Source organism: Leeuwenhoekiella sp. MAR_2009_132, from assembly GCF_000687915.1.
Taxonomy (GTDB): Bacteria; Bacteroidota; Bacteroidia; order Flavobacteriales; family Flavobacteriaceae; genus Leeuwenhoekiella.
Genome location: NZ_JHZY01000002.1, coordinates 1,373,368 through 1,392,357 on the forward strand (window position 1 = coordinate 1,373,368; position 18,990 = coordinate 1,392,357).

14 protein-coding genes are annotated in these 18,990 nt (G+C 33.9%); 7 read left to right on the top strand and 7 right to left on the bottom strand.

What is annotated here, in order from left to right:
* Positions 1 to 116 precede the first annotated feature (116 nt).
* The gene (locus tag P164_RS05990) at positions 117 to 2,336 is read left to right on the top strand and encodes a TonB-dependent receptor family protein (protein WP_028375540.1); all 2,220 of its coding nucleotides are present in this window, start codon (positions 117 to 119) and stop codon (positions 2,334 to 2,336) included.
* 51 nt (positions 2,337 to 2,387) lie between these two features.
* Here P164_RS05990 and P164_RS05995 read toward each other — a convergent pair whose 3' ends face one another.
* Genes P164_RS05995 through P164_RS06005 form a run of 3 tightly spaced genes read right to left on the bottom strand, consistent with a single transcriptional unit; the run spans position 2,388 to position 6,335 of the window.
* Positions 2,388 to 3,254: a hydroxymethylglutaryl-CoA lyase gene (locus tag P164_RS05995; RefSeq protein WP_028375541.1), complete on the bottom strand. Its 867-nt coding sequence runs from the start codon at positions 3,252 to 3,254 to the stop codon at positions 2,388 to 2,390.
* Positions 3,255 to 3,311: 57 nt separating this feature from the next.
* On the bottom strand, positions 3,312 to 5,258 hold the full coding sequence (locus P164_RS06000; RefSeq protein ID WP_028375542.1) for an ATP-binding protein: 1,947 nt from the start codon (positions 5,256 to 5,258) through the stop codon (positions 3,312 to 3,314).
* A 57-nt stretch (positions 5,259 to 5,315) separates the two neighbouring features.
* Positions 5,316 to 6,335: a quinone-dependent dihydroorotate dehydrogenase gene (locus tag P164_RS06005; protein ID WP_028375543.1), complete on the bottom strand. Its 1,020-nt coding sequence runs from the start codon at positions 6,333 to 6,335 to the stop codon at positions 5,316 to 5,318.
* Between the two features lie 325 nt (positions 6,336 to 6,660).
* Between P164_RS06005 and pepT the strand changes: the two genes are divergently transcribed.
* Positions 6,661 to 7,896 (top strand): peptidase T, encoded by a 1,236-nt coding sequence (gene pepT / locus P164_RS06010; RefSeq protein WP_028375544.1) that lies wholly within the window; start codon positions 6,661 to 6,663, stop codon positions 7,894 to 7,896.
* A gap of 57 nt (positions 7,897 to 7,953) precedes the next feature.
* On the opposite strand, the gene P164_RS06015 is transcribed toward pepT, so the two are convergent.
* The gene (locus P164_RS06015; protein WP_028375545.1) at positions 7,954 to 8,496 is read right to left on the bottom strand and encodes a DUF421 domain-containing protein; all 543 of its coding nucleotides are present in this window, start codon (positions 8,494 to 8,496) and stop codon (positions 7,954 to 7,956) included.
* Between the two features lie 203 nt (positions 8,497 to 8,699).
* On the opposite strand from P164_RS06015, the gene sbnA reads away from it, so the two are divergent.
* The 5 genes from sbnA (at position 8,700) to P164_RS06040 (ending at position 15,763) form a co-directional block, all read left to right on the top strand.
* On the top strand, positions 8,700 to 9,677 hold the full coding sequence (gene sbnA, locus P164_RS06020) for a 2,3-diaminopropionate biosynthesis protein SbnA (RefSeq protein WP_035899369.1): 978 nt from the start codon (positions 8,700 to 8,702) through the stop codon (positions 9,675 to 9,677).
* Positions 9,677 to 11,437: an FAD/NAD(P)-binding protein gene (locus P164_RS06025; protein ID WP_028375547.1), complete on the top strand. Its 1,761-nt coding sequence runs from the start codon at positions 9,677 to 9,679 to the stop codon at positions 11,435 to 11,437. Before sbnA ends, P164_RS06025 begins: the two co-directional genes overlap by 1 nt.
* A 1-nt stretch (position 11,438) precedes the next feature.
* Complete coding sequence (locus P164_RS06030; protein ID WP_028375548.1) at positions 11,439 to 12,857, top strand: Y4yA family PLP-dependent enzyme; 1,419 nt, start codon at positions 11,439 to 11,441, stop codon at positions 12,855 to 12,857.
* Positions 12,858 to 12,924: 67 nt separating this feature from the next.
* Positions 12,925 to 13,344, top strand: coding sequence for a hypothetical protein (locus P164_RS06035; protein WP_028375549.1), 420 nt, complete (start codon positions 12,925 to 12,927; stop codon positions 13,342 to 13,344).
* A 277-nt stretch (positions 13,345 to 13,621) separates the two neighbouring features.
* Positions 13,622 to 15,763 (top strand): catalase, encoded by a 2,142-nt coding sequence (locus P164_RS06040; RefSeq protein ID WP_028375550.1) that lies wholly within the window; start codon positions 13,622 to 13,624, stop codon positions 15,761 to 15,763.
* A 60-nt stretch (positions 15,764 to 15,823) separates the two neighbouring features.
* Here P164_RS06040 and P164_RS18655 read toward each other — a convergent pair whose 3' ends face one another.
* The 3 genes from P164_RS18655 to P164_RS06050 all read right to left on the bottom strand — a co-directional run bounded on the left by P164_RS18655 (position 15,824) and on the right by P164_RS06050 (position 18,377).
* A complete protein-coding gene (locus P164_RS18655) occupies positions 15,824 to 15,961 on the bottom strand; it encodes a hypothetical protein (protein WP_159106006.1) in 138 nt (45 codons plus the stop codon).
* A 134-nt stretch (positions 15,962 to 16,095) separates the two neighbouring features.
* Positions 16,096 to 16,479, bottom strand: coding sequence for a response regulator (locus P164_RS06045; protein WP_028375551.1), 384 nt, complete (start codon positions 16,477 to 16,479; stop codon positions 16,096 to 16,098).
* 11 nt (positions 16,480 to 16,490) lie between these two features.
* Entirely contained in the window at positions 16,491 to 18,377 is a 1,887-nt protein-coding gene (locus tag P164_RS06050) for a PAS domain S-box protein (RefSeq protein WP_028375552.1), read from the bottom strand.
* Positions 18,378 to 18,990: the final 613 nt, after the last annotated feature.

Sequence of the window (18,990 nt, forward strand, 5' to 3'; positions counted from 1 at the left end):
TTAGTATTAGAATTGAACCTATTTTGATATTATAATTTTAAATAAGTCTAAATAAGCTTGCTATTTATAAATGTCTCTTATATTTTTGCGCAAAAAAAAGAAATAATAGAATTGTTATGAAAAAAACATTACCCTATTTACTACTAATGCTTGTTTCAGTAGGCATTTATGCACAACAAGAGCAAAAAAGTGACACCCTCACACGCCAGGAGTTAAAAGAAATTTTACTGTCTAATAATATTCTAGGTAGCAAATTTGAAGTTAAAAATAGAACCGGTTCTGCTTATTATATATCTCCTCAAGATCTTGAACAATTTGAATATACAGATGTAAACAAAGTTTTACGTGCTGTACCAGGAATTTCAATATACGAAGAAGACGGTTTTGGTCTAAGACCAAACATAAGTCTTAGAGGTACTTCACCAGAGCGAAGTGCGCGTATTACATTAATGGAAGACGGCGTATTAATTGCTCCTGCACCATATAGTGCCTCATCTGCATACTATTTTCCTACAATAGGTAGAATGCAGGCTGTAGAAGTTTTAAAAGGAAGCAGTCAAATTCAATATGGGCCTTATACGACCGGTGGTGCTATTAATATGATTTCTAAAGAGATTCCAAATTCTTTTTCTGGTAATGCTCGTTTTACAATTGGCAACTACAATACGAGAACAGTTGAGGCAAATGTGGGTGACAGCTATGAAAACTTTGGTTGGAACACCGAATACTATAATTACAATTCTGACGGATTTAAATCACTAGACGGTGGTGGAAATACAGGATTTGACAAAAGTGATTATGTAGGTAAATTTAGATGGAACACGTCTGCTGAAAATAAAACATTTCAAGCTATTACAGCAAAAATTCAATATTCTGAAGAGACTTCTAATGAGACTTATTTAGGTCTAACAGATACCGATTTTGATATTGATCCATTTCGTCGCTATGCTGCTTCTCAAGAAGATCAAATGAATGCAGACCACAGCCAGTTTCAATTGAATCATCTTTTAAAACTACAATCTGGTTTTAAATTAAATACCACTATTTACCGCAATAATTTTAAAAGAAACTGGTATAAATTAGATAATGTACAGCTGGAAAATACTGTTTCTATAAGCAATGTACTTGCAGATCCCTTAACTTATGAAGCTGAATATCGCTCGCTTTTAGGAACTACAGATACGCCTAATGATGCTTTTGGAGTTAAGGCTAATAATCGTAAATATTATGCACAGGGTATTCAAACCATAGGTACTTTTTTATGGGGAAGTAAAAATTTGCAAACCTTAGAACTTGGGTTGCGTTTTCATCAGGATGAAGAAGATCGTTTTCAATGGGAAGACCGGTATGCAATTCAAAATGGTGAAATGATACGTACCACTGTTGCAGAAAAAGGAACAGATGCTAATCGTATTGCAAGTGCAGATGCACTTGCCGCGCATGTATTATATAAAATAACCTTAGGTGATTTAACGCTTACCCCGGGATTGCGCTATGAAAATATAACCTTAAAGCGAAAAGATTACGGTACAAATGATACCGCTAGAACAGGAATAGATCTTTCTACGCGTGAGAATAAAGTTGATGTTTGGATACCAGGAATTGGTGCAAACTATAAACTAGCTCAAAACCTTAGTTTCTTTGGAGGGGTTCACAAAGGTTTTGCACCTCCCGGCAGTTCAGAAGGACAGAAACCTGAAGAGAGTATAAATTTTGAGTTAGGTTCTCGCTTTTTTCTGGGCGGCTTTAATGGTGAAATAGTAGGTTTCTACAATGACTATAGTAATTTATTAGGTAGCGATCTTGCAGCATCTGGTGGTACCGGAACTTTAGATCAATTTAATGCAGGAGCCGTTACCGTTAATGGTTTAGAACTCTTATTGAATTATAATATTTTACAAAATACAGGTAGTTCACTACAACTACCTATAACTTTTGCCTACACGTTAACGAATAGTGAATTTAACTCCAGTTTTGAAAGTAGTGATGCTATTTATGGTGATGTTACTGACGGAGACGAAATACCATATATTGCAAGAAATCAATTTAATATCACTGCGTCTCTAGATCATAAAAGTTTCAATATAAGTTTAAGCGGAAGATATACAGACGCATTTAGAACACAAGCCGGTAGTGGTTCAATTCCAGAACAATTTAAAGTGCCCAGTAATTTTATAGTTGATTTTGCTACACGTTATTATGTTAGCAAAAATGTTACTCTCTCCGGAAACATTAATAATTTGTTTGACACTACGTATGCTGTATCAAGAGTTCCATCAGGATTGAGACCGGGAATGCCTTTTAGTATAAATACCGGAATAGCTTATAAGTTTTAAAAGCATTTATTTTATAGCGAAAATGGCATTGGTTACAATGCCATTTTTCGTTTAATGATATTTGAGAAATATTTTAGAAGCTTCATTATAGGCAGATTCAAAACTCATAGGGCGCACCCCAGAATCTTCTTTTACACTGGTAAAATAAGAGAGCATTTTTTCTGTAGGCATATTGCCCGTTAAGTCATCTTTAGCCATAGGGCACCCGCCAAAACCCTGTATTGCCCCATCAAACCTGCGACAGCCGGCTTTATAAGCAGCATCTACCTTTTCAAACCATTTTGTAGGCGTGGTATGTAAATGAGCCCCAAACTCAATCTCAGGATATTTAGGTATAAGATTACTAAATAAATAATCTATCGTTTCGGCATCAGAAGTCCCTACAGTATCAGATAGCGACAAAATAGAAACACCCATATTAGAGAGTTTTTCCGTCCACTCTCCTACTATATCTACATTCCAGGGGTCTCCATACGGATTTCCGAAACCCATAGAAATATAAGTTACCACTTTTTTATTATGTGTATCTGCGAGGTTTAAAATTTCTTGTAACAGATTAACAGATTCTGCTATAGTCTTATGCGTATTACGCATTTGAAAGTTTTCAGAAATACTGAATGGGTAACCCAGATAATCTATTTCGCTATGTTGAACGGCGCTTTCTGCACCACGAAGATTAGCAACAATTGCAAGTAATTTTGTAGAAGTTCTGCTCAAATCTAATTTACTTAGAACTTCTGCTGTATCTACCATTTGCGGTATTGCTTTAGGAGATACAAAACTCCCAAAATCTAGTGTATCAAACCCACATCGTAGTAAAGATTGCAAATACTGCACTTTAGAGGCGGTAGGTATAAAATCTTTTATACCCTGCATCGCATCTCTGGGACATTCTATTATTTTAAGCGCTCGGCTCATTGAGATTTTTTAAATAACAGGATAAATATACGATATATACAAATCGTGTATAACCATCTATCTAGTTGTAATGTCTGAAGGAATAACCAAAGTAAATGTGGAACCCTCACCCAGAACACTTTGAGCCTCTATACGCCCCCCTATTTTTCCTGCAATTTCCTGACATAAAATTAAGCCTATACCATTACCAGGCTCATTTGCCGTTCCTTTTAAGGTGTGTCGCTCTTGGTCAATTAGCACTTTTTTAATCATTTCTACAGTCATTCCCTGCCCGGTATCGGTAATGTGAATATTACAAAAACCTTCTGTAAATGAATTACTGAATCTTATCTGCCCAGCAACAGGTGTAAACTTAACTGCGTTATTAATTAGATTACGCAACAACACTCTCAAAACCTGAGGATCTGTATATATAACTGCATCTTTAGAAATATGATTAACTACCGTTATTTTCTTTCTCGCGATAAAAATCGATTCAATTTCAAGAGTTTCTTCAATAAATTCATTAATAACTAATTCTTTAAAATTGAATCTAAATCCATTCATTTGGGACTTGGCCCAGACTAAAACATTTTCAATCAAATAGTATAAGTCTGATGTTTGCTTTTTTAGTTCTTTATAAAGTTGTTGAATCTCAGGTTCAGAAAAATTATTATGATCTTCATTTAGCAGAGTTATGCTGTTAAGTATCGCTGCCACCGGACTTTTTACATCGTGTGCTACAATAGAAAAAAGATTGTCTTTTTGACGGTTTATAGCTTCAAGATCTTGATTACTCGCATTCAACACTTCTTGTTTTTCCTTGAGAATCTGATTGTTTTCAGACTTAAATTTATAAAGGCGGTATAATATAAATATGAGTATTAATAAAAGACCAGCTATTATAATTACTGCATAGATGGTATACTTTTGTCGTTCTATCTGCAATGCCTGAATCTCAGATTCATTACGCAACAATTCATTTTCAAACACACGTTCTTCCTGTGCATATTTTGCTTTTATATTCTGAAAAATATTAGACTGTTCTCTATTGTGTACCTCTTTATTAAGTTCTATATATTTTTTTGAATACTCTAAAGCGTTACCATCTTGATTCAAAATCTCGTAGATAGCCTGTTTCGTTTCAAAATAAATTAGCGTTAAATAGTGATCATTAAGTGATATAATTTGTTCTTCAAGACCGGCTATTTCATTTTCAGATCTTGCAGGTTGATTTAAATCTAAATATACTTTAGCCCTGTAACATTTTGCCAATAGTTTAAATTGCAGCGGAATGTTTTCTTGATTTAGTGAAGCATTTAAATTTATAAGAGCCTCTTCAGGATTATTAATAAGATATTGAGCAGTTCCCATATTAAAATGAGCTACCGATAGAAAACGCTTGTCAGAAAGTTTTTTTGAAAATTGAATACCTCGCCTGGCATAGTACACTGCGCTATCCAGATTCTTTTTTTCTCTGTGTGCAGCACTTAAATTAAGTGTCTCTTTAGTGTACTGATCAAATTGATTTACGGTGTCTAAAAGTTTTATAGACAAATGAAAATTTTCAAGTGCTGCATCAAAATCTTTTAAGTAAAAATCTAGAGATGCAAGGTTTCCATATGTTAAACTTAAACCAGAGATATCACCGGTTTTTTGATAAAACTGCAGTGCTTTCTGAAATTCTAATATGGCCTCTGTATATTGTGAAGTAACAACATAATATGTACCTCTTCTGTTATGTGCTTTTGCAATTCCTGATAACCACTTGTTTTTTTCTGCAAGTTGAAGAGCCTTATTCACATAAATCAGGGTAGAATCTGGCTTGTAATATAAATATTGATAGGCTATTTGCTCATTTATATCACTGCGAACGGTATCTGACTTTGCTTCTTTTAAAAGTTGAGAAAGGGAGTCTATTTTTTTACTTTGAGCAAAAGCCTGAGATACCGCAAAAAACGAAATACAACTACATAGCACAGAAATGTACTGCATCTTTATTGTAAAGTAGCTTACGTTTGACATTGTAAAAAATTAGATTTGAGGTAATCTAATGTAATTTAAGTAGTTTTTTTAATCAAACTACAATCCTCTTCTTAAAATTTCTTTATTTATGCTTTTTATGACCTGCGGTCCTTCATATATAAAACCGGTATAAAGCTGAATTAAAGACGCGCCTGCTTCTAATTTTTCAATGGCATCTGCTGCACTGTGAATACCTCCAACTCCTATTATTGGAAAAGCATTTTTACTTTCCTGAGCTAAAAACCGAATAACTTCAGTAGAACGATCACGCAAAGGTTTACCGCTAAGACCGCCTTGTTCTGCTTTATTTGCTGAAGTTAAACCTGCTCTGCTAATAGTTGTATTTGTTGCGATTACACCCGCTATATGCGTAATATTTACGATATCAATTATATCTAGTAATTGATCATTAGTAAGATCTGGAGCTAATTTAAGTAATATAGGTTTAGGTTTATTTTTCTTAGAATTCAAATCTTGCAGGCCAGAAAGTAATTGAGTAAGAGGTTCTTTATCCTGCAGTGCTCTTAAATTAGGCGTATTTGGCGAACTTACATTTACCACAAAATAATCTACGTAGTCAAAAAGAGCTTCAAAACAAATCTGATAATCACTATAGGCATCTTCATTAGGAGTAACTTTATTTTTACCAATATTCCCTCCTATTAAAACACTTTTATTTTTCTTCAATCTTTTGACAGCATCTTCAACACCGCCATTATTAAACCCCATTCGGTTAATAATCGCCTCATCTTCTTTTAGACGGAATAAGCGCTTTTTTGGATTTCCGGGTTGGGGTTTTGGAGTTAGTGTACCTATTTCAATAAAACCAAAACCAAAATCTGACAGCTCTTTATACAACTTCGCATCTTTATCAAAACCCGCGGCAAGTCCTACCGGATTTTTAAATTTAAGACCAAAAACTTCACGCTCTAACCGCTTATCTTCGATATTAAAAATGGGTCTCAGCAGTTTTGTTATTCCTAACCTACTCAATAATCGAATACTTTTAAAACTGAAATGGTGTACCGCTTCAGGATCAAATTTAAAAAGTAACGGTCGTATAAAAGATTTGTACATAGCGTGATAGTAAGTGCGCCCAAAAATACACTCGCTAATGGGAAATCAAAAAGAAAACTGAACATAAAAAACCTCTCTCAAGAGGTTTCTTCTAAAATTAGAAGTCTTAAATGCATTAAGTCTTGTGTATGTTTAAACTCTATTTTGTTAGCTAACTTCCTAAACAAAATATATAAGTGACGGTGTATTGTTTAAGTATAGTGCTAATTTTACAAAGAGTTTAGTAGGACCCTAAATAAATAGGCGTATTATTTATAACATTACTATTTATAATTAATAAAAATAGAGCCTTCAACCAATTCAATTTTAAAATTATTGTCAAAAAATGTTACACAAAGACAACCTTATTAAACGTTTTACGAGCTACGTCACTATAGACACACAAAGCGATGAAAACAGTATAACCACACCAAGTACTTCAAAACAATGGGACCTGGCAAACAAACTGCACCAGGAACTTTTAGAGATGGGCCTTACTGACGTATCTATAGATGACTATGGTTATATTATGGCTACGTTACCTGCAACAACCACCGCAGAAGATCCTACCATAGGTTTTATTTCACATTATGATACCACTCCAGACTTCTCGGGTACAAATGTTAAGCCACAAATTATTGAAAAATATGACGGGAAAGATATTGTACTCAATGCAGAATTAGACATTATTTTGTCTCCAGATGATTTTGATGACCTTTTACAATATGAAGGTCAAACATTGATTACAACAGACGGTACTACCCTGCTTGGTGCAGATGATAAAGCGGGTATTACTGAAATAATGGAGGCTGTGCAATACCTTAAAAATCATCCTGAAATTGAACACGGAACAATACGTGTAGGTTTTACGCCAGATGAAGAGATAGGTCGCGGTGCGCATAAGTTTGACGTTGCAAAATTTGGTGCTGACTGGGCCTATACGATGGATGGTAGCCAGATAGGTGAATTGGAGTTTGAAAATTTTAACGCAGCAGGTGTAAAAGTTTTTATAAACGGAAAAAGTGTACATCCCGGCTATGCAAAAGGTAAAATGATAAACAGCATTTATATTGCTCAGGATTTTATCAATTCGCTTCCCAGATTAGAAACACCAGAACATACTTCAGACCGTGAAGGATTTTTTCATCTAAACGGAATCAAAGGGGATGTTGAGCAAACCGTTCTTGAATATATTATTAGAGATCATGATCGTGGCCATTTTGAAGCCCGTAAAGAAGTACTAAGTAATCTAGCTAATGAGATTAATAGTCAATATGAACTTGAATTGATCACATTAGAAATTAAAGACCAATACTTTAATATGCGTGAAAAGATTGAACCGGTAATGCACATTGTAGAACTTGCAGAAAAAGCAATGCGTGCTGTAAATGTAAAACCTATTATTAAGCCAATACGTGGTGGTACAGATGGTTCTCAACTTTCATTTATGGGGCTTCCCTGTCCTAACATATTTGCCGGGGGACATAACTTCCATGGCAGGTTTGAGTATGTACCGGTAGAGAGTATGATTAAAGCTACCGAGGTGATTATTAAAATCGCCGAACTTGCAGCTAAAAAATAAAAAAAAACCTGACTCAAACGAGTCAGGTTTTTTTTTGAAAAGTACTTTCAAAAATGATTAGATTTTGGCGTATTCGGGAATACCTACGACTCCCTGCAAAATCTTCTTATCTAATGTCGACTTCTCTGAGCTGTGCAATACAGACATATCGCCGGTAGATTCTAAAATTACGGCACGCACTTCAGACAACTGTAAGGCATTTGATTCGCGTAATTTTGCAATAAGATCATCTTCTCCTACATTGGTTTTATTTAAATTCTCATACAGTATTTTCCCTTCATACATAAGCATCATAGGGGCATTAGTCAATAGCTTATTCATCACTTTTGACTTTCGAATTACAAAAGAGAAAAAGGTTTGAAAGAGAATTATTCCACCTAAGGCAATTGCACCTTTTAAGAGTGACTGGTTCGTATTCATAACCACAGTTGCCAGAATAGAACCTATTGCGATAGTTGACGCAAAATCAAAGCTAGACATTTTGGCAAAGGTTCTAAGTCCACTAATTCTTGTTATTAAAATTATGATTGAAAAAATTACCAGCAGTGAGATAATGACTTTAATAAGTATTGATGCTGAAGCAAATGTCCAGGTTTCCATAGGTTGAATGTTTTTTTATTGGTTAGTTTTTTGTCAAATTAAAATAATGAAAATGAGTAAGGCGTATTTCTCCACAAATTTTTAAAATATTTAACTAGTGGCTGTTAAATATTGTTATAGTAAATAAACCAAAATTGATAATCATATAGATTTGATTTAAAACTTAATCAATTAGTATTTATAAACCACTATTCTCAACCATTATGAATGCGACGATCACTTCTCCTAAACCTATAAGTCATCAATTTGATTCTATATTAGAAACTGTAGGTAATACGCCTTTAGTTCATTTAAAACAACTATCTACTCTCACAGGAGTTGATGTTTACGGAAAGTTAGAAATGGCAAATCCCGGCGGTAGTATAAAAGATCGTACTTCTTTAAGTATTATAGAAGAAGGGATTAAAAAAGGTGATATAACCCCTAGCACGACGCTTATTGAAAGTAGCAGCGGTAATATGGCCATAGGGCTGGCTCAGGTTTGTGGTTATTACAATATTCCGCTGGTTATTGTGGTAGATCCTAAAGCAAACGGACACACCCTAAAAATATTAAAAGCCTATGGTGTAAAAGTTGATATTGTTGAAAAACCCTCTGCCGATGGTGGATATTTAGGAGCTCGTTTAAATCGCGTACAAGAGCTTTTAATAGAAATTAAAGATTCTGTATGGACAAATCAATACGGAAATAAAGCAAACCCAAAGGCTCACTTTCAGACAATGTCTGAGATTGCACATACTTTACCTGATGCAGATTATGTGTTTTCTGCAACAAGCACCTGCGGTACCTTAATGGGTTGTGCTGCTTATATTAAAGAGAAAAACCTTCCAACAAAACTCATCGCGGTTGATGCTCAGGGCAGCGTGATTTTTGGTACTAAGCCAAAAGAGCGTTATATACCAGGGCACGGAGCAGGACTACCCTCTCAATTTTTAGATAAAAATCTTGTTGATGATGTGTTTCACATTTCAGATATGGAATGCGTAACAGGTTGTAAAAAATTATTGGAAACCGAAAGTATTATGGCAGGCGGTTCTTCTGGAGCAGTAACATCTGCATTTTTAAAATTAGTGCCTAGCCTTCCAAAAAACAGCAAATGCGTATTGATATTATGTGATCGTGGGGAACGCTATGTAGATACAATTTATAATGAAGAGTGGGTTGCTAAAAAACTCGGCTAATGGCTCACTCTAATTTTAATATAGGTATTGTAGGTTTTGGTCCAAAAGGTTTTTACGGGTTTGAGCGGCTTATCGCGACTTTACACGAACAGCCCGAAATTCCTCAGATAACCATTCATCTATTTAATGAATCTGAGGCATTTGCCACGGGCTGGGTTTATGATGTAGAGCAACCAGATTATTTATTGATGAATTATCCTAATCAATATATTTCACTGAAACCTTTTACAAACCCCGCTCCTATTTTACCTATTTGTACTTTTACCGAATGGCGCTCTAAACAAACTGGCAATTCTGAAGCGTTTGAAAATACACAAATTGCACCGCGAAAAGAAGTGGGTTTATATCTAAACTATTTCTTTGATGAACTTTGTAGATTATCTGATTCTCGAATTACCATAAAAAAGCACATTACGAAAGTTGAGAATATTGAGGAAAAAGATTCTAGGTTTTTGCTGCATACAAATGGCACTCCTTTAAACAATATTCTACTTGACGCTCTCCTTATTACGACAGGGCATTCTCCTGCGATTTCGAGTAAATTACAAAGCGCAAAAGCAGATGAATTTACAATACCGTTTGTGTACCCTTTTGCCGAAAAATTAAAGCATATTCAGTCGCAATCTACTGTGGCTTTAAAAGGGATAGGGCTTACTGCGATTGATACCATTTTAGGTCTTACCGAAGGACGTTCAGGGTATTTTAAACAAACTAACGCAAACCAACTAACCTATTTTAAAAGCGGCCTTGAACCCAAAACTATTTTTCCTTTTTCTCGATCTGGCGTACCTATAATACCGCGTGGAGAACAAACAACCAGGCTTAAACAAACCAGTTTCTATCTAAAGGAATTTGTTGAAAAGAGCAAATCAAATAACCACCAGTTTGATTTTGAATCTGAAGTTCTACCAATAATAAAACAGGATATTGTAGCTGCTTTTTACCACAGTTTTTTTGAATTAAATAATTTTAAGTTTGATGCAGCTATAAAGTACGCTCAATTAGAACAGATCATAGAAGATTTTCACAATTTGTATCCTGAACTAGACAAGTTTACTGCGGAAGCGTTATTATATCCTCAATTAAATTCAAATAAAGGGCAACATCTAGCGGCAAAAAATTATTGGGAATTTTGGATACGCGAAAACCAAAAAGAAAATAGTCCGTTTGTTGCCGCAGCTGCTTCGTGGCGTTTTCTGTCTGAAGATTTTAATTATTTATACATTAGAAACAGGCTTACGAAAGCTTCTAAGACTGCGTTTCAGCAAACCTATTTTGGCTTGTTTAATCGGGTTTCTTACGGCCCACCTGTTACAAATATTGCTAAAATGATTGCGCTCGCAGATGCTGGTATTTTAGATTTTTCGTTCTCGCAAAGTCCATCTGTTGACCGAATAACTAAAAATGTAACCCTCTCTATTCCAAATAAAAAAATAGATATTCAGTATTTGGTAGATGCCAGACTTCCGCGAGGATTTTCCAGTAATTCTTCAGTAGTATTTAATTCAAACACTTCTACAAATTTATTCTCTTTTGAGAAAAAATCTGAGATTTATAACGAACTCAAATGCACTCAGGAAGGGCATCCCATAGATTCTTCAGGAGCAGCAATAAAATCGATTGTACTTTACGGTACGCCCACAGAAGAAACGCTTTTTGATAACGACACACTTTCACGAAAACATAATGATACAGCCACGCAATGGGCAAAAAATACAGTTGCACAACTTACAAAATCAAACAACTGCATAACTTTATAAAATGAAAAATAGCTTACCAAAATTAGAGCCTGTAACTTCAGAATGGATGTTTAAAATTATTAATGATTTTAACCTTCAGGAATCGTTATTTGAAACGTATAATTCGCCTATAAATATTCACGATTTACCTTCTTTTGGCGCTAATATTAAGGAGTATCAGGATATTTTAAGCACCTATAAATTTAAAAGCAGAATCTTTTTTGCGCGTAAGGCAAATAAATTTCAGAATCTTATACAAGCTGCTGTCGAGAACGGAATTGGTATAGATACTGCCAGTTTGCAAGAATTGCAACAGTGTTTAGAACTTAATGTAGATCCTACCAAGTTAATTTCAACTGCGGCTATAAAAAATACAAAACTTTTAGAGGTAGCTATTAAAAATCAGGTTCTTTTAGTTATTGACAATAAAGACGAGCTCGATCAAGTCGCACAAATTGCTGAAAAATTAAATATACAGGCCCTAATAGGAATCCGTATTTCGGGATTTGAATATGAAGGCAAGAAATTAATGAGTAGGTTTGGGTTTGACATAGATCAGGTTAACGATTTAATGGTATCATATTTTAATGAAGATGATAAACACCTTTTTAAAATTGCCGGTTTTCACTTTCATTTAGATGGGTACAGCACGGCACAACGTGGAGAAGCATTGCACCAGACCCTCGATTTAGTAGCATTATTAAAAAATCATTTTCCACTTTCATTTATTGATATAGGTGGTGGTATTTTAATGAATTACCTAAAACATCAAAATGAATGGAATGCCTTTAAAGAAGAACTTAAGGAGGCTGTTTTAGAAAAAAGGGATGCAATTACCTACAATAATGACGGACTTGGTTTTACAAATAGAAATGGAGTTATAGAAGGACAATTAGCAACATATCCGTATTATAATGAAAACTCAAAAGCGAGCTTTTTAAAAGAAATTCTTGATGTAGCAAATGCCGAGAACAAAACTGTTTATCAACGCCTGGAAACACTAGACATAGAATTGCGTTTAGAACCTGGCAGAAGCTTACTCAATCAGGTAGGTATAACCTCGGCTCGTGTAGCGCATCGTAAGATAGACGCACGTGGAAATCACTTGATAGGTCTAGAGATGAATATGTCTCAATTAAAAAGTTCGAGTGCAGATTTTCTTTTAGATCCTTTTGCTACTTTTAAAAACCCCGATTCTAATGCAAAGCCTGTTGCTGTTTATTTTACAGGAGCTTATTGTCTGGAGCGTGATGTTCTTTTAAAACGTAAAATAGAATTACCACAGTTACCAGAGATAGGTGACACCATAACATTTGTAAATACTGCGGGATATATGATGCACTTTTTTGAAACAGAAGCGCATCTCTTTGAACGGGCAAAAAACCTATCTATTTCTGAAAATAAGGAGCATTTTACGGTTGATGATTTTAAAGAAGAATAAACACTAGTACATTAGTGCCTGCCGTATAACTTTTAACATTAAAGTTGATTTATTAAAACCAATCATTATGCATATAATTAGTGTTTTGAAAATTGCCTTAATCAGTACAATCACGATGACCGCATTTAGTTATTTGGTAACGCTATTGGTCAAAAAAAATCTTATTGAACCCTATTGGCTGAATGTTGTTTTATTTAAATCTAAAATGGCATTTAGACCATTAGGATGGGTATTACACTACTTCACCGGTATAGGCTTCTTGTACCTCCAACTATTTATTTTAAAATTACTCTCAGAAGGTTTCCTCATTAATGGTTTTATAATAGGTGTCTTAGAAGGCTTTCTAGGTATTTTGATGTGGCATATTTTATTTAAAATATGTTTTAAGCCGAAAGAACTTAAATTAAGTTGGTACTATTTAAATCTTTTAGGTGCACACCTGGTATTTTGTTATACAGCACTCTATTGTATAAATACACTATTTTAATATTATTTAAAATAATACAACTGAAGTCAGCTTATTTTTCTTAATTAAGCCAAAGTGAATTATAATCAATTATTTTATGTGAAAAATCTATGTTTATTTATAAATTTTGAATAAAATAGATTACTATTCCTCAACTAACCTTTAAAGCTAAAACATCCTTTAAATATAATTTAAGATTATTTTAATTTATCTTAAGATATACTTTAACCTTTCCTTTGAATTATTATTGGGCTTACATAGTAACTTTAAGTTTCTAAACTAACCTAATATTTTCATCATGGCCAAACAACCAAAAGAAGAACAAGGTACTTCTAAAAAAATCGATCAACTTGCTGAGCATACCAAAGAAATGAAGGGTACAACCCTAACAACCAACCAAGGTTTAAAAGTAAATGACACCAATAATTCATTAAAAGCAGGCGAACGCGGAGCTACATTGCTTGAAGATTTTCTGTTACGTGAGAAAATAACCAGTTTTGATCACGAGCGCATTCCAGAGCGTATAGTTCACGCACGAGGTAGCGCTGCTCACGGTTACTTCGAATTGTATAAGAGTATCGAAAATTATACTAAAGCAGGACTGTTTACAGATACAAAAAGAAAGACACCTGTATTTGTTCGTTTTTCTACCGTTGCAGGTTCAAAAGGTTCTCCTGACCTTGCACGCGACGTACGTGGCTTTGCAGTTAAATTTTACAACGAAGAAGGAACCTGGGATCTCGTAGGTAATAATATGCCTATATTTTTTATACAGGATGCGATGAAATTCCCTGATTTAATACATTCTGTAAAACCAGAACCTAATAAAGAAATACCACAGGCGGCTTCTGCTCACGACACGTTTTATGATTTTGTATCGCACGCTACAGAAACTCTTCACAACCATATCTGGGTGATGAGCGACCGCGCTATACCACGTAGTTTACGTATGATGGAAGGTTTTGGAATACATACGTTCAGATTTATTAATAAAGAAGGTAAATCGCATTTTGTAAAATTCCATTGGAAACCGGTTTTGGGAGTACATTCGGTAACCTGGGATGAGGCGGTTAAAATTAATGGTGCAGATGCAGATTTTCACCGAAGAGATTTATGGGATGCTATTGAAGCAGGTCATTTCCCAGAGTGGGAATTTGGTATACAGGTTGTTCCTGAAGAAGATGAACATAAATATGATTTTGACTTATTAGATCCTACCAAGTTAATTCCTGAAGATATGGTGCCTGTTGAGATCATTGGTAAAATGACACTCAATAAAAACCCTGATAACTTCTTTGCAGAAACAGAGCAGGTTGCATTTCTACCGGGTCATATTGTTCCGGGTATAGATTTTACTAACGATCCGCTTTTGCAAGGTCGCTTATTCTCTTACAGAGATACCCAACTTTCTCGTTTAGGAAGTCCTAATTTTCATCAAATTCCTATTAACAGACCTATTGTACCTTCTCACAACAACCAGCGTGACGGGCATATGCAAACAGAAATACCAAAAGGTCAAACCGCATATTTTCCAAATTCATTAACAATGGGTTGCCCGCATCTTGCAAAAATGGCAGATGGCGGTTTTACCTCGTATGAAGAGCGTATAGATGCTCGTAAAATACGCTCGCGTAGTGAAAGTTTTAGTGACCATTTTTCTCAACCGGCTTTATTTTATAGAAGTTTAGCAACCTGGGAAAAAGAACACGTTGCTGATGCCTATACTTTTGAATTGGGTAAATGTGAACACCAGTATATAAAAGAACGTATGCTGTGGTTAATTAATCAAATAGATTCTGATTTAGCGAAAAAAGTAGCTGATGGATTAGGGTTAGAAATTCCTAAGAAAATTGAGCAACCTATCAATCAGGCTATTGGTGCAGATGCAGAAGTTGAAAACTTTCAGCCAAAAGCAAAAAAAGAATATTTAAAAGAAGATAAGGCCCTAAGTCAGGCAAATACAAAATTTGATAGTATCGCTACAAGACAGATTGCTGTTTTAGCGGCAGATGGTTTTTCTATGAAAGATTTTAAACCCTATAAAGATGCTTTAGAAAAAGGTGGTGCTATGGTTAAAATTATTGCGCCACACGGCGGAAAAATTAAATGCGATGAACAAATGGAACACGATGTTGCTGCCGCTATAATGACTACAGAAAGTGTACTTTTTGATGCAATATTTGTACCAGGTGGTAAAAAGTCTTTAGAAACGATTTTAAAAACCGGAAAATACGGTAAGTTTATTAGTGAAGCTTTTAAACATTGTAAAGCCATTGCAGTTTGTAATGAAGGTGAAGAGCTTATTAAAAACAGTTACATTAAAGAATATAAAGATGATAAAGCTGTTTTTGTAAATGCTAAACCTGAAGATTTTATAAAAGCCATTGCACATCATAGAAACTGGGATCGTATGGAGGTTGCCGCCAGCATACCGGTATAGTATATACATAATAAAAAAAGGCTGCCAAATGGCAGCCTTCTTTTTTATCGCTTATAATTATTAAGCGCCACGTTTCTTATCTTTATTATCATCTTGGTTGCCATATTGATTGACATGCTTATCCTTTAAAGGGCCTTTATCAATATTACTTTTTTTCTCTTTTTTATCATTCTTAGTTTCCTTATCATCTTTGCTCATAATGGTAATTTTAGAATTATTAGTAAGGCTAAAAATTTAAACGTCTAGCGATAACTATCTCATTTAAACTCCCTAAAAGTTACACGATTAGCATTACAATCTTCTTAATTCTTTCCTATAATTTTTACTTAATTTTATATGAAATCTGTGTTGGCTTTTAGCGAAGTTAATTTAACCTTAGTTAATGGTTTTTCGATGTAACCTTTTACACAGGCGAATTTATCAGCCCTCTTTTTATCAAAAATATCTACTGAAGATGTAACTATTACCACAGAAAACCGCTCCTTATAATCAAACTTCTCAAGTTCTTTTAAAAAAGCCCAACCACTCATTACCGGCATATTGATGTCAAGAAAAATTAGCGCTTTGAAATCTGATGTTTGTTTAGCAAAAAATTCTAAAGCGTTTCTGGCATCGAGATAAATAGCAGGTTCCTGCTTATAAACCAGATTTATAACATATTTGTGAAGTAAACAAATGGTTTTATCATCATCAATTGCAAAAATCTCAAACTTCATGAAGAGTTCTTTTAATTATTTTTTAATTGAGCAATATTATCTGCTATTGATCTAACAATTTGATCAAACTCTGTTGCAGAGTTTAATATTTCATTTAAAAATATTCGGTTTTCTTCTGCTGTTAAATTCACATTTGCATTAACAAGCTCGACAATTCCCATTATTTTAGCTAAAGGAGCCCGTACAACGTGTGATTGTATTCTTGCAATTTCCTGTAAGGTTGAATTTTGATTCTCAATCTCTTCGATATACTTTTGAGTTTCAGAAATATTTACCGCCATTACCACGCGATACAGTGCATTATCTCTGTACAATCTATTGCTATGTACTTCTACATTAAATATGCTGCCGTTTTTTCGTTTGTGTAAATAGCCTCCTATTTTATAAGATTTCACATTATTCTTTGTATGCGCTATAACTTCCATCAATTTATTAATCTCTTCAACAGGACGTAAATCTTTTAAAGTTAAATTCAAAAACTCTTCTCTGCTATAGCCATAGTCTTTAAGTGCTGCTTTATTGACCTCGATTATTTTTAAGGTATTGAGATCATAAACCCAGGAAGGAATGGGCATCATCTGAAATAAATTACTATATCGCCTTTCAGATTCAACTAGAGAAACTTCTAGTTTTTTATAAGACGTTATGTCTTGAAAAGTACCTTCTATGCGATTAGTATCATTAGTACTCAGCATTTTACTACCTCGTACCCACTTAATTTTGTGCTTATTAATTACAATTCTGAACTCAAATGTTGTGTTAACATCTATACCTTCTTCAAAAATTTTGTTCTTAACCATGATTACATCTTCCGGATGAATCATAGCAGTTAAATCATCTATATCAAATTTTTCATCGGGATTGTCTACTTCCCAAATCTCATAGATTTGATCTGACCAAAAAGCAGTGTTTTTAAGTTTATTTATCTCATAATAGCCCAATTTGGCAATTTTCTGAGCTATTTTAAGCCTCTTATTAGAATTTACAAGTCGCATAGATGCAACTTTACGTAAGGTAACGTCAGTATGTGTACCAAACATTAAAAGAGGTTGCCCTTTCTGGTCCCACGCTACAGCTTTACCTCTATCTAAGATCCAAACCCAATTACCATTTTTATGTCTAATACGATATTCGCACGTGAAATAATTTATAGCTCCATCAAAGTAATCTGATAGTTGTTTTTCGCAATTAATCCGATCATTTTCGTGCATTCTACTTAAAAAAGTGTCTTTAGTTGCCGGTTGTAACTCATCAAGACTATAACCAAGGATAGCAGCCGTTTTTTCATTATAGTATACATGCCCAGTTTCTAAATTCCATTCCCAGGTGCCTATGTTAGATGCCTCTATAATATTTTCAAAACGTTCTGACTTTTCTTTAAAAAGTTTTCTGCTTATTTTAAGGTCGTTACTTTTTTTCTGTAGTTCAAAAATTTGTAGAATTTGATTTACAAGGCAGTGTAAACCTTCAACCTGTTCATTAGATAAATTACGCGGTTTGTGATCAACGACACAGAGAGTACCTAAAACATGGTTCTCATCATTAATTAGAGGAAAACCAGCATAAAACCGAATATGAGGATAGCCTGTAACATATTTATTATTAACAAAGCGGTCATCTAATAAAGCATCTGTTACAATTAAAGGTTCTGAATGATCTTGTAATAAGACTTCGCAAAATGTCTCTTCTCGGGGTACTGCATCCAGATCAATACCATAATGGGATATAAAAAGCTGTTCACATTCCTCCATTAGACTTATAAGAACAACCGGGACATTACAAAGTATAGCCGCAATTCGCGCTAGTTTATTAAAATCTTGCTTTGCTGAATCATGTATTAACCGGTAAGATCTTACAGATTTAAGGCGTTCTTGCTCGATATTTTTTAAACTTAACATAAATAGAATTTCATTAAACCAGCTATAACATCAACTCGTATATAATAGCTCGACACAGTAATTATTTCTTTCTAACAGAAAATCAATTGACTGGCGTAAAACTAAATACAGATTGATTTAAATCGTATTTCAAAAAAATATTGGAACAAATATTCACTATAATATATTACTATAAATAGTAAATCTTATAATTTAACGATGATAGACTGTATGTATAGTCGTTAAATTACTATAAATGAATACCTTGTATTTAAAATACATTTGTATTCAAATGGGGAGGTTTAAGTGGTTCTTCTTAAAATTAATATTTATTCTGATTATTTTCTGTTATTTATTTAAAAAATACTTTCACGATCAAATAGTATCTTTGACTATAATCATCTAAAAAATTAGTGTTTTAAAATAATTTGAGCTTCATTTTAAACATTTAAGTGGTACCATTTTTAATTGTAAAGTGGCGTAATTAGATGTTTTTAATGATTTTAATGAACTAACATTCAATCTTGATTTTGTAAATTAAAGGCATAAAATAAAGGTTTAAAATTCGTTTAACGTTTAATCAAAGTTTGATACTAATTCAGCTTTATTTTATATTAAAACAGACATTCTAAAA